This is a genomic window from Pseudoalteromonas issachenkonii (genome assembly GCF_002310795.1).
GTDB classification, from domain to species: Bacteria; Pseudomonadota; Gammaproteobacteria; order Enterobacterales; family Alteromonadaceae; genus Pseudoalteromonas; species Pseudoalteromonas tetraodonis.
In genome coordinates, this window is sequence record NZ_CP011031.1 from 93,542 (window position 1) to 106,643 (window position 13,102).

The 13,102-nt window shown below is 41.3% G+C and carries 10 protein-coding genes; 7 read left to right on the top strand and 3 right to left on the bottom strand.

Going from position 1 to position 13,102, the window contains the following annotated elements; genetic code table 11:
• The first annotated feature begins 61 nt into the window (after nt 1–61).
• Nucleotides 62–820 carry a substrate-binding periplasmic protein gene (locus PISS_RS16175; RefSeq protein ID WP_058155645.1) on the top strand — a complete coding sequence of 253 codons (759 nt, stop codon included), beginning with the start codon at nt 62–64 and terminating at the stop codon, nt 818–820.
• Between the two features lie 559 nt (nt 821–1,379).
• Here the strand turns inward: PISS_RS16175 and PISS_RS16180 are convergent.
• Together PISS_RS16180 and udk are read right to left on the bottom strand one after the other, a co-directional pair.
• On the bottom strand, nt 1,380–2,603 hold the full coding sequence (locus PISS_RS16180; RefSeq protein ID WP_013462846.1) for a NupC/NupG family nucleoside CNT transporter: 1,224 nt from the start codon (nt 2,601–2,603) through the stop codon (nt 1,380–1,382).
• Between the two features lie 17 nt (nt 2,604–2,620).
• Nucleotides 2,621–3,250 (bottom strand): uridine kinase, encoded by a 630-nt coding sequence (gene udk, locus PISS_RS16185; protein WP_013462847.1) that lies wholly within the window; start codon nt 3,248–3,250, stop codon nt 2,621–2,623.
• A 192-nt stretch (nt 3,251–3,442) separates the two neighbouring features.
• Here udk and PISS_RS16190 point away from each other — a divergent pair, with 192 nt between their 5' ends.
• The 5 genes from PISS_RS16190 to PISS_RS16210 all read left to right on the top strand — a co-directional run bounded on the left by PISS_RS16190 (nt 3,443) and on the right by PISS_RS16210 (nt 8,196).
• Nucleotides 3,443–4,660, top strand: a complete 1,218-nt coding sequence (locus tag PISS_RS16190) for a phosphopentomutase (protein ID WP_028834670.1) — start codon at nt 3,443–3,445, stop codon at nt 4,658–4,660.
• Between the two features lie 65 nt (nt 4,661–4,725).
• Nucleotides 4,726–5,427 (top strand): purine-nucleoside phosphorylase, encoded by a 702-nt coding sequence (deoD, locus tag PISS_RS16195; RefSeq protein WP_008110728.1) that lies wholly within the window; start codon nt 4,726–4,728, stop codon nt 5,425–5,427.
• 903 nt (nt 5,428–6,330) lie between these two features.
• Nucleotides 6,331–7,074: a ferredoxin--NADP reductase gene (locus tag PISS_RS16200; protein WP_058155647.1), complete on the top strand. Its 744-nt coding sequence runs from the start codon at nt 6,331–6,333 to the stop codon at nt 7,072–7,074.
• Nucleotides 7,075–7,164: 90 nt separating this feature from the next.
• Nucleotides 7,165–7,866, top strand: coding sequence for a nuclear transport factor 2 family protein (locus PISS_RS16205; RefSeq protein WP_028834673.1), 702 nt, complete (start codon nt 7,165–7,167; stop codon nt 7,864–7,866).
• Between the two features lie 9 nt (nt 7,867–7,875).
• Nucleotides 7,876–8,196, top strand: a complete 321-nt coding sequence (locus tag PISS_RS16210) for a hypothetical protein (protein ID WP_008467890.1) — start codon at nt 7,876–7,878, stop codon at nt 8,194–8,196.
• 199 nt (nt 8,197–8,395) lie between these two features.
• Here PISS_RS16210 and PISS_RS16215 read toward each other — a convergent pair whose 3' ends face one another.
• Complete coding sequence (locus tag PISS_RS16215) at nt 8,396–9,280, bottom strand: tetratricopeptide repeat protein (protein WP_058155648.1); 885 nt, start codon at nt 9,278–9,280, stop codon at nt 8,396–8,398.
• A 920-nt stretch (nt 9,281–10,200) separates the two neighbouring features.
• Between PISS_RS16215 and katG the strand changes: the two genes are divergently transcribed.
• Nucleotides 10,201–12,381, top strand: a complete 2,181-nt coding sequence (katG, locus tag PISS_RS16220; protein WP_058155650.1) for a catalase/peroxidase HPI — start codon at nt 10,201–10,203, stop codon at nt 12,379–12,381.
• The last annotated feature ends 721 nt before the right edge of the window (nt 12,382–13,102 follow it).

Here is a 13,102-nt window from a genome sequence, read left to right on the forward strand (position 1 = left end):
GCTATAAATTAATAGTTTCTACATGCTTTCTAGGTTAAGGTTATTACTTAAATTATAGGGGGTGTTTATTTTTAAATTTACATTATTAGCGTTAGGGTTGCTATTTAGCCATAATATCCAGGCTAATGCGCCTAAATTGGTTATTTATACCGAAAGCTTTGCCCCTTACAATTTTCAAAATGAAGCTGGGCAGCTAGCGGGTATTAATCATGATATAGTGAAAGATGCTTGTGTTCGTGCCGCACTAGAGTGCGAATTTATTATGTTACCTTGGAAGCGTGCTTACCAGTTAGTGCAAAATAACCCACACTCAGCCATCATTTCTCTAGCAAAAACGCAAGAACGTATTCCTCTTTTTGAATGGGTGGGACCTTTGGTATCGAGCCAAACCTACTTTTTTAAATTAAAAACTAGCGACCATATTGTGATGAATGATATTTCACAAGCTAAAAACTACTCGTTGGGCATAGTGCGAGGCGACATTTATGAAATGCTGGTGCGTCGACTTGGGTTTGTTACCGATAAAAACTTACTACTGTTTAGTGAAGCAGACTCATTTATGCGACTGTTTTTTAAAAAACGCATCGATTTAATTATTGGCTCTGACTTTACTATTGATCATCAAACTGAGCCATTTGGGTACACTAGGGATGACTTGGTGAAACTCAAGCAAATTCATGTGGATGAGCTTAAAGGCAACTATATTGGCTTTAATAAAGCCGCTTCACCTGTGGTAGTAAAACGCTTTAATCAAGCACTTGAGCAGCTTAAGGCTGAGTCTGGCTATGAGGCTTACATTAAACGTTATGTAAAAAATTAAGCGTTTAGACCATAAGCACAGAAAAACTCAAAAAGTTCCCACTCAATAATGCCTATATTACCTCTTCACAGCCATTCATTCTTGTTAACTTCGCTACCTTTTATACTCTCAAGTGCCTTGTAAAGGGCTAATAAGTAAATGCTCCTACAGCTACACAGTTGTTCATATTTTTTAGTAATACCAATTCGCTTAATTAAGTGGTCTATTTTGAGGCTGGAAAAACGAGTTGATAGCTAGGCAAAAAATTCGCTATTTAGTTGTTCTAAATGAGAATTTTTTAACACAGGTAGCGACACGTTTAGCCCCGCAAAATGATTAAGTATTATTGCGGATTGGTATAAGTGCAATGATGGCTTTTGATGGCGTAAAGAGTGCGTGAATGAAAGCTTTGCTAGGAATTTTTAGGTATGAATTGCTGAGGATTTAGAAAATAGAGGCTATAAAAACGATAAAAGGGCCTTGCGGCCCTTGGTGAAGTATCGTTCAAGTCAGATAGTGCTTTAACCCCTTAAAGCGCTATCCTATTGTTTTGCAACAGTTGGATCGTCTCATTAAGTTTCTAAGCTAGCGAGAGGAAAAACCCAGCAATTGCTGCGCTCATAAGGTTAGCCATAGATCCTGCTAACACTGCTCTGAGCCCTAAGCGTGCGATATCCTTTCGCCGACTAGGCGCCATACCGCCTAATCCACCTAGTAAAATGGCTATCGATGATAAGTTAGCAAAGCCACACAAAGCAAAGGTAACAATTGCTTGTGTATGCGCACTCAACGTATCGCGATAATTTATAAAGTCTAAGTAAGCAACAAACTCATTTACTACTAACTTTTGACCAATAAAGCTGCCGGCTAAAATTGCCTCATTCCACGGTACACCTAATAACCATGCAACAGGGGCAAATAAGTAGCCTAAAATTTCTTGTAGCGTTAATGTAGGGTAATCAAACAACCCACCAATACCGCCTAATAAACCGTTTAATAACGCAATCAGTGCAACAAATGCTAAAAGCATGGCACCTACGTTTAATGCTAAGTGCATACCGTTTGCTGCGCCTGATGCTGCTGCGTCAATAACATTAACCGGTTTGTCGTCGCCTAAATCTATATCGGCTAAATCATCTTTAGGTGTTTCTGTCTCTGGCACTATCATTTTTGCCATTAAGAAACCACCTGGTGCTGCCATAAAACTGGCTGCAATTAAATATTTAAGGTCTACACCAATAATTACGTAACCGGCCATTACAGAGCCTGCTACGGTGGCCAAACCACCTACCATTACGGCAAATAACTCAGATTTGGTCATTGTCGCAATAAACGGTTTAACAATGAGTGGCGCTTCAGTTTGGCCAACAAAAATATTTGCGGTGGCTGAAAGCGACTCGGTGCGAGAGGTTTTCAATAATTTTTGTAAACCACCGCCTAAAATTTTAATTATCCAATCCATAATGCCTAAGTGGTATAACACAGCAACAAGTGCTGAGAAAAACACAATCACTGGCAATACTTGAATGGCAAAAATAAACCCTAGCGTATCTTGCGATGCTAATGGGCCAAATAAAAAGCCAATTCCATCGTTGGCATACCCAATAACCGATGAAACGGCGCGAGACATACTCGCTAATACATTTTTGCCTGCTTCAAAAAACAGTACAAAACCGCCGATAATGACTTGCATTAAAAATGCGATACCCACGGTTCTTAGTTTTATTGCTTTGCGATCAGTTGAGGCCGCAAAAGCGATGCCTAGTAGCACTAGCATGCCTACTAAGCTCATAAATGTTGTCATACAAACGTTTCCCGTTGTTATTCTTGTAAAATGTACTTTATTTTACTTTTTATAATATCAATCGCAACGCGATTCATACCGCCTCGAGTCACAACTAAGTCAGCGTTATGCTTTGAAGGCTCAATAAATTGATAAAACATCGGTCTAACAGTTGCTTGATATTGCTCAACAACAGATTGTAATGTTCTGCCTCTTTGTTCCATGTCGCGTTGCATTCGGCGCATTAAACAAATATCCAATGGCGTATCTATAAACACCTTGATATCAAATTCTTTATTAAGCGCTTTATCACTCAGTAATAAAATACCTTCTACAATGAGTATTTTAGCCGAAGCCACACGGCGCGTTTTATCGCTACGTGTATGCTGAGCATAATCATAAGTTGGTACTTCAACAGAGTGGCCATTACGAAGTTGCGTTAAATGCTCAAGCAATAGCTCGTGTTCAAATGCATCAGGATGGTCGTAATTCGTTTGCGTACGATGTGCCATCGGCAAATGCGATTGATCCTTGTAATAAGCATCTTCTTCAATAATGGCGATAGCGCCTGGTTCAAGCTCATTTACCAATTCATTGTAAATAGTTTGGCTAAATAGAGATTTGCCGGACGCCGATGCGCCTGCAATAGCTATAATAGTTCGTGTCACTAAAGTTCTCACCCACACAGAAGGATATATTGTTGGTAGATCACAATAGCAAAAAAGACACGATTAATCTCTTTTGCTTCGCTTAAGAGTGCAAATTTATAATGTTTAGGTTTTATGAAACAGGACTTATGTCCTGTACGGAAAATTCGAAGAGCAGATAAAGTAACCACCTAGAACAGATGTGAGGTCACAATGGCAAGAGCAATTATCTTAATGGCGGATAGTTTAGGAATTGGCGCAGCACCCGATGCAGATAAATTTGGTGATGTTGGTGCTAATACATTCGCACATTTACTCAAGGCATATTATGACGAGACTGGCAGTAAGCTTTCGCTTCCTAACCTTTCAAAATTAGGGTTAGTGGATGCATGTGAAGCCGCTGGTAAAGAACCCTGTTTAGTTGCTGAGCGACATGAACCACAAGGTGCATGGGGTTACGCAAAAGAGCTTTCAAGCGGTAAAGACACGCCATCGGGTCATTGGGAAATGGCAGGCGTGCCAGTGTTATTTGATTGGGGTTACTTCCCTAAAACACAGCCGAGTTTCCCACAAGAATTTGTAGACGAGTTTATTGCTCGCACAGGTATTCCGGGCATTTTAGGCAATTGCCATGCCTCAGGAACCACGATTTTAGAGCAGCTAGGTGAAGAGCACGTAAAAACAGGTAAACCAATCTGTTACACCTCAGCTGACAGTGTGTTTCAAATAGCCGCGCATGAAGAATCATTCGGCCTAGAGAAGCTTTATCAAGTTTGCGAAATCGCACGGGCGCTGCTTGATGAAATGAATATAGGGCGAGTGATTGCGCGGCCATTTTTGGGTTCTAATAATCAAGACTTTGCCAGAACAGGTAATCGTCGTGATTATTCAGTATTACCGCCATCGCCAACATTGCTTGATGTACTTGCAAAAGACGGTGGCGAAGTTATCAGTATTGGTAAAATTTCAGATATTTATGCGCATCAAGGCATTACCCAAAAGCATAAAGCGCCAGGGTTAATGAACTTGCTAGAAAAAACCAGCGAAGTGGTGGCGACGGCGCCGGATCACAGTTTGATTTTTACCAATTTAGTTGATTTTGATGAAAAGTTTGGTCACCGCCGAAATCCTGTTGGCTATGCGAAAGCGCTCAAAGAGTTTGATGATTACTTACCCACTATTTTAGCGCAATTAAAGCCGGATGATTTATTAATGATCACCGCCGATCATGGCTGTGACCCGACCTTTCCAGGGTCTGAGCACACCCGTGAATATGTGCCGGTTATTGCCTATCAGACAGGGATGAAAAATACCCCGCTGGGCGAACGCAATAGCTTTGCCGATATTGGCCAAACGCTTGCACAATGGTTTAACCTTAAAGCGTTAGAATATGGTGATGGCTTTATTGATAAGCTGAACACAGTTAAGTAACTTAAAAATACGCTCGCTATTTTTAAAGTAATAGGGCTTTTAGCCAAACAAAAGGAAAACAATCGATGAGTACTCCGCATATCAGTGCAAACGTAGGTGATTTTGCCGAAACAGTATTAATGCCAGGCGATCCGCTACGCGCACAATATATTGCTGAAAACTTTTTAGATGATGCAGTGCAAGTAACCGGCGTACGTAACATGTACGGCTTTACTGGAACTTACAAAGGTAAGCCAGTGAGCATTATGGGTTCTGGCATGGGCATTCCTTCAATGTCAATCTATGCTCGTGAGCTTATTGTCAGTTTTGGCGTTAAAAATATTATTCGTATAGGTACCTGTGGTGGTATTGGTAGCGATATTAAAATTCGCGACGTAATTTTTGCACAAGGTGCAAGCACAGATTCAAACGTAAATCGTGCCCGCGTTCGTGGTACTGACTTTGCTGCCATTGCTAACTTTGACCTACTTTTAAACGGCGTAAATGCAGCTAAAGATTTAGGTATTGATGCAAAAGTAGGCAACGTATTTACTACCGATACTTTTTATCAAGCAGACGACACGTTTTATAAAGATCTAGACAAACTAGGTGTACTCGCTGTTGATATGGAAACAGCTGGCTTATACGGCGTAGCAGCAGAATACGGCGCAAAAGCAATGGCATTATTTACCGTCAGTGATCATGTAATCACAGGCGAAGCAACACCTGCAGATGAGCGTCAAACCACGTTCAACGAAATGGTTAAAATTGCCCTAGAGTCAATTTAATAAATACAACAGTTCCTTGGTAACGTATTCACTAAGTTTTGGAGACACGCCCAAAGTGAAGTGAGACTAAACCCCCAAAGCCGCATTTTATGCGGCTTTTTTTATGCCTGAAATTTAGGTGTGAGATTCGGGCCTCGGGGTGCGGGCCACGGGGTTCGAGCTACGGGCTTTAGGTTCCTAGGTTTCAGGTTAAAGGTCAAAGGTTTTAGCAGTAGCTCGCAGCTCGTCACTCGAAGCCCGTTGTCTTCTCATTTACTCTCATTCACTTCTCTGTGTTTAAACAAGAAATTAGACTTTAGATGTCAGATTAAAATGCGCGAGGTAAACTTCCGCCTACTGATATGGTTACCTTCTAAATTTATTTTAGGCGGGGCTTTATGCCGCGCAAGGTCATTAATTTAAAAAATATTTACCACCGAGAACACAGAGTTCACAGAGAAATGCTTAAAAAAATACCAATTCACCTCTGTGCAGCGCAAAGCGCCTCGGAGTCCTCTGTGGTGAAAAATTGTTTTTAGCAGTAAGTGCCTTTCGTAGCAGCGATTTTATATCACGTCAGGTCTAGGATATTAAACACAAATGCGCGAGGTAAACTCCCGCCTACTGATATGGTTAACTTCTGAATTTACTGTAGGCGGAGCTTTATGCCGCGCAAGGTCATTATTCACAAAGAGGACAAAGAGACGCTGCGCTAAAAGAGTAGATTAAAAGTCTCAGGTTTTAGCACTAGCTCGTTGCTCGATACTCGATACTCGTCACTCGAAGCTCGCTGCCTTCTCATTTATTTCCCTGTCAGTATTTATAACTTAATGCTAATGTTTAAGTTATAAAACTTGCTTTTAAAATGAACCACTTTAAAGTTTTAGCTGATAGCTAAAACACGTTTTACACTCTGGAGTAATTATGTCTAATTGGATTGATGCCACAGTAAAGTCAGTTAAATGGTGGAATGAATCGTTATTTAGCTTAACGGTTAACGCCGATGTAGAACCGTTTAAAGCAGGGCAATTTACAAAGCTTTCTGTTATGGACGGTGATAAACGCATTGCTCGTGCTTACTCGTATGTTAACGCACCAGATGATCCAAATTTAGAATTTTATTTAATTAATGTAGTCGATGGCCAATTGTCATCGCATTTAGCACAACTTACCCCAGGTGACACTGTACTAATAGAGCGCCGCGCTAGCGGTTTTTTTACCCTTGACGAAGTGCCAGCGAGTGAACAACTTTGGATGCTTAGCACCGGCACCGCTATTGGCCCGTTTTTATCTATATTGCAGCAAAGTGAGGTATGGCAAAAATACAAACATATCAACTTAGTACATGGGGTGCGCCTAAATAGCGATTTAAGCTATCAGGAGCTAATTAATAAGTTATTAAAGGCTCATCCTGGGCAGCTTAATTATGTGCCAGTAGTTAGCCGTGAGGAGCCTTTACAAGGTTTAGCAGGGCGAATAACCACAGTGATAAAAAATAACGCGCTATCTGAACATGTGGGGCTGTGTGCTACTCCCAATAATGCGCAGTTTATGTTGTGTGGTAATCCGCAAATGGTTAAAGATACCAGTGAGTTATTAGTGGCTCAAAACTATAAGCGTAATCGTCGAAAAGAGCCGGGGCATATTACGGTTGAGCAGTATTGGTAATGAGCTATAACGCTATAATAACTATCTCATGAGGGTAAAATTTGCTATGTTGCGCGTTAATTGCATTTTGTCTTTGTACTTAGGAAAACCATGAAACCTTCATTCATTATATATGCGTGTTTATTCGCCGCTTTCACATTAAACTGTCATGCCATAGAGCAATCGGCATCATCAAACAATGCTGAACTGACACAGCCAGAAAAAGTACAGCCGCAACAAGATGCACTTGATACGTTAACTCAAGAGGCTAACATACCTAAACAACCCGATGTAAAGAAAGTGACTGCAGATGATTCTAAAGTACTTGGCAGCGAATCAACGAAGCCGGTTGAACAGCCTAAAAGTAAAGTAGATAAAGCACAAGCGGTCGTCGAGGCTGAGCAAGCAGTAACGCAAGCAAAAGAGGCACTTACAGCAAGGCAACAAGCCAAAGCAAAACAGTCTCGTGAGTCACTTGCTGTTATAGAGCAATTAGTTAAAGCTTACAACGCGCGTAACATTGAAGAATTTATTCGTATGTATGATGAAGATGTTGAGTTTTATATTTTCCCGAATGAGCTATTATTTAAAGGTAAAGAAAAATTAATTGCGCGTTATGGCATTATGTTTAAAAAGCTAAAGTGTCTTCACTCATCACCTATTAAGCGTATTGTGCATGGTGACATTGTGATTGACCATGAGCTATCAGAAACCTGCTCTAACGATCCGAACGTGATAGATAAACGTTCAGAGCTTATTTCAAGCTATCAAATTAAAGATGGCAAAGTGGTTAGGGTATTATTTTTTAGGTAATTATTAATTATGCAGCTAAGTGACGAGAAAAAAATTCGTGTAATGTATCGTGTAGAGCCTGGCTGTTTAGGCCCTGAGGGCGCAGACCACATTGAAGACTTTTGTCGCTTTGCGAACAAGCATATTAAGTCGCCTTATTATGCGCAGTTATTATTTTTACCTCGATACGATAAGCAAAAAGATGAGCGGCAATACAGCGTTAAAAACCGCAACTTATCTCAAGTGCAGGCTAAAGCGTATTTAAATCATTTTGAAATCAACATAGAAGACTTTGAAGAGCAGCTCGACGAGCTGCTTACTAAGTCAATAGACTTATACTTTAAACGCTAAGCTCTATTGACCTTTGTAGATTGATATTTATTTAATCTAGAGGCAGTTTAATTGCGGCGCGAGCTTCTAACCTAGTGGGGTCGATAACTGCGCCTAAGTTATTCTACTGGCTTACATCCTTGTAATAATAAGTAAAAACTGAGCAAAACTTTCGCGTTTTGCTCACGCTTTTTACCACCCTCCCTGTAGGCAACGAAGTTTAGGCTTCGTTTGAAACTATCGCATTAAAGCTGTCGTTATCATGCAGACTGGCAAAGGCACTTTCATGAAGTAGCTCGTTTCGTAAGTTGGGTGAGTATTCAAGCGACATTTTTATATCGGCTAGAGCATCTGCATGCTCATGCGTTAAAGCATACGCACAGGCGCGCTGCCAGTATGCGTAACCATAGTCGCTATCTATATCAATTGCTTGATTACAAAGCTCAATAGCTTGCTCAGTCTCATTTAATTCTAATAAAGCATCCGCTTTGTAGGCAATGGCTTCTACATCTTCTGGTTTACGTTTTAAAATTTCATCGAATATTTCAATTTTATTCGCAATATCACTTTCAAGGTTGGCTCGCATCCATAACGAATGAACTTCATTAGTGATTGATATGCGTTCTTGGTTACTGAGTATTTCTTCAGAGCGTACTCGCAGTTTTTCTTCTAATATTTTCAAGCGATCTTCATACTCATCAGTAATAACACTCACTCGGGTGTTTACTATATCTTCTACTTTGTTCTTTACATCACGTAACGAGTTCCAGCCCACTAATACCAAAATAGACGCGGTGGCGGTAATAATAAAAAATACATTATTAATGGTATCTGTGGTGTAGGTAAGCGCCCGATCGGCGGTGTCTAACTGTGCATGCGTAACTTGTTTGGTCACGTCTTCACGCAGTTTTTGTTGATCTTGGCGAACCGACTTTAATTCATCGAGAATATAACGTTCAAGTAATGGTTTGTACAAAGGGGCTTCTAGCTGTGCTAATTCACGCTGTTGTTGCTCGTTGAGTGCTTCGGTGTTTTTATCAGCAGCTTGCACCGCAGATGAAAAAACACCAATAAATACAATAAATAGTAAAAAATAAAAACGCATTGATATGCCTAGTTAAAAAATTAGTTAATCGCTTTGTTAACTTTAACATGCGCACATCATTGGTACTAGGGTGAGGATAGGGAAGCTGGAATTAACTCAAAAATCTTTTATTACAGGCAAAAAAAATCCAGCCCAAGTTGGGCTGGAAAAAACTACATCAACATATCAAGGGAACAATAGGAGATAGGTGCTATTGTAAGTTTGCCTACCTGAATTTTTACTTAACTAAATTCAAATAGATAAAAATAAAAAAGAAATAAAGGTGCATAAGTAACTTATACACCTTTTATAACTATAATTTCATGGCGAAGGGGGGTATTCCACTGTGCACTTAAGAAAACCTAAGTCACTTTCAAACCCTTCATCGTACATTACGTGGCTATTTTTAATAACGATCATCTATTTTATAAAAAGTTTTAATATTTATTTACGCTAAGCACAAACATTGGCTGCATCATCATATTTATAAATGAGAGTAATCGTTTTAAAGCATTACTTTGCCCTAGCGTATCAAAGCAGCTACACGTATATTGAATAAGTAGAGACCATACACGTCATTAGGGTCTGTTGACCTTTTAAGGTTAAATTTGCAGTAGTCTGTTTGGTATTTAGGCAAGGCAGCGCCTATGTGGTGTGGTTATTCCCCATAAATAGGCGATAACGCAGCATCAATTCCAAACAGGCGCTGCCCGAAGGGTTCTGCCCAGGGGCGATTTACTCTTTGTTGCTCGGTTTTGACTTAGCCCACTAGGTTACAAACCTCGCGCCGCGATTAAACCGCCCCTAGTTTGAACGAATTTTAATCCACAAAGGTCAACAGACCCTAATATAATGGCAAAAAAATAACAGCGCTCCCAATTGGTGAATACCAAAAGCAGTAAGCATGGGCGTTTTTATTTATACTTAAAAAGGAGCTCAATATGGATAATCATAAAGCGGGTAAATGCCCAGTTATGCACGGCAGTAATACTACAACCGAAAACACCAATACAGATTGGTGGCCAAACTCACTTAATTTAGACATTCTTCATCAGCACGATAGCAAAAGCAGCCCCTACGACAGCGACTTTAATTACGCCGACGCTTTTAATTCACTCGACCTAGAAGCACTTAAAACCGATTTAAAAGATTTAATGACTCAAAGCCAACCTTGGTGGCCAGCTGATTGGGGGCACTATGGAGGCCTGATGATCCGTATGGCATGGCACTCTGCGGGCTCGTACCGTTTAGCTGATGGTCGAGGCGGTGGTGGTACCGGTAATCAACGTTTTGCACCACTTAATTCGTGGCCAGATAATGCCAACCTAGATAAAGCGCGCCGTTTATTATGGCCAATTAAAAAGAAATATGGCAACAAGCTTTCATGGGCCGATTTAATTATTTTAGCCGGTAATATGGCGTACGAATCAATGGGATTAAAAACCTTTGGTTTTGCCGGTGGTCGTGAAGATATTTGGCATCCAGAAAAAGACGTTTATTGGGGCGCAGAAAAAGAATGGCTTGCGCCAAGTGATGAGCGATATACCCAGGTTGATAAACCCGATACCATGGAAAACCCATTAGCGGCAGTGCAAATGGGTTTAATTTACGTAAACCCAGAAGGGGTAAATGGTAAACCCGATCCGCTTAAAACCGCAGAACAAGTGCGCGAAACCTTTGCGCGTATGGCAATGAACGACGAAGAAACCGCAGCGCTAACGGTCGGTGGCCATACAGTAGGTAAAACGCATGGTAACGGCAAAGAAGAAAACTTAGGCCCAGAGCCAGAAGCCGCCGATGTGCACGAGCAAGGCCTTGGCTGGAATAACCATAAAACCCGTGGCATTGGCCGCGATACCATGACCTCAGGTATTGAAGGCGCATGGACAACCTACCCAACTAAATGGGACAACGGTTATTGTAAACTGCTGCTTAATTACGAGTGGGAGCTAACCAAAAGCCCTGCAGGTGCTCATCAGTGGGAGCCGGTTAATATTAAAGAAGAAGATAAACCCGTTGATGTGGAAGACCCATCGATTCGTTTAAACCCAATAATGACCGATGCCGACATGGCAATGAAGCTCGACCCAGCGTACCGTAAAATTATTGAGCGTTTTAATGACGATTTTGAGTACTTTACTGACGTATTTGCCCGCGCATGGTTTAAGTTAACCCACCGTGATTTAGGGCCAAAATCACGTTATTTGGGCGCCGATGTACCCAGCGAAGATTTAATTTGGCAAGATCCTATTCCTGCAGTTGATTACACCCTAAGCGACGCTGAAATAACCGATTTAAAAGCGAAGCTACTTAATTGTGGATTAAGTGAAACCGACTTAATTAATACCGCATGGAATAGCGCCCGCACTTATAGAGGCTCCGATCACCGTGGTGGTGCAAATGGCGCCCGTATTCGCCTAGCTCCGCAAAATAGCTGGCAAGGTAACGAGCCTGCGCGTTTAGCTAAAGTACTTAGCGCACTTGAAACACTGCAAGCGAGTTTAACTAAGCCTGTTAGTATGGCCGATTTAATTGTACTTGGCGGCACCGCTGCGGTTGAGCAAGCGGCTAAAAAGGCAGGGGTTGATATAACCGTACCGTTTGCCCCAGGGCGTGGCGATGCTAGTGATGACATGACCGACGCAGAGTCATTCGAGCCATTAGAACCAATTCATGACGGTTTTAGAAATTGGCTGAAAAAAGACTATGCTGTATCCGCCGAGGAGCTATTACTAGAGCGCAGCCAATTGATGGGGCTAACCGCACCAGAAATGAGCGTATTACTAGGCGGTATGCGCGTACTAGGCACTAACTATGGCAATAGTGAACATGGTGTATTTACCGACAAGGTAGGCGTACTGAGTAACGACTTTTTTGTTAATTTAACCGACATGAACAACCGCTGGGAGCCTGCAGCTAAAGGCGAGTACAACATAGTTGACCGCGCTAGTGGTAAAACTAAGTACACGGCTACGCGGGTTGATTTAGTATTTGGTTCAAACTCAATACTCCGTGCACTGGCAGAGTTTTATGCTCAAGACGATAACAAAACTCGTTTTGTACACGACTTTGTCGCCGCGTGGGTAAAAGTGATGAACGCCGACCGGTTTGATATTAAATAAACCTAAGTAAAATTTAAAAAGGAGCAGTAATGCTCCTTTTTTTATAATTACTTTAAGGTTAAAGGTTAAAGGTCACGAGCTGCGGGCTGCGAGGAGCGGGTATAGTTCAATGACCTTGGCCTGACGCGATATAAAATCGCTGCTACGAAAGATATTTTCTGCTAAAAACAATTTTTGCACCACAGAGGTTCCCGAGGCGCTTTGCGCTGCACAGAGGTGGTTTGGTATTTTTTAAGCGTTTCTCTGTGAACTCTGTGTTCTCGGTGGTAAATACATATTTAGGTTTAACTCTGACACGATATAAAATCGCTGCTACACCCTGATAGTTGCTTTTTTCCTCTAAAAGCGCAGCGTCTCATAGCCCTCTTTGTGAATAATGGTCTTGCGCGGCATAAAGCCCCACCTACGTTAAATCCAGATGTTAATCATATCCGTAGGTGGGAGTTTACCTCGCGCATTTTATCTAACGTCTAAATCTAATTTCTTGTTTGAGCACAGAGAAGCGAGTAAGAAGATAACGGGCTTCGCGTGGCGAGCAGCGAGCTTGTACAAATAGTTTGACACCTAGTCGTATCAGCAATGAACCTTTAACCTACTCTTTGAGCGCAGCGCCTCTTAATCTCTGTGGTGAATAAATAACTTAAAACCTATTTGCACAAAGAGCAAAGAATGAGAGCAAATAAAAAATACAGCTTTTCTCGACCTTTTTTATAAACAAATT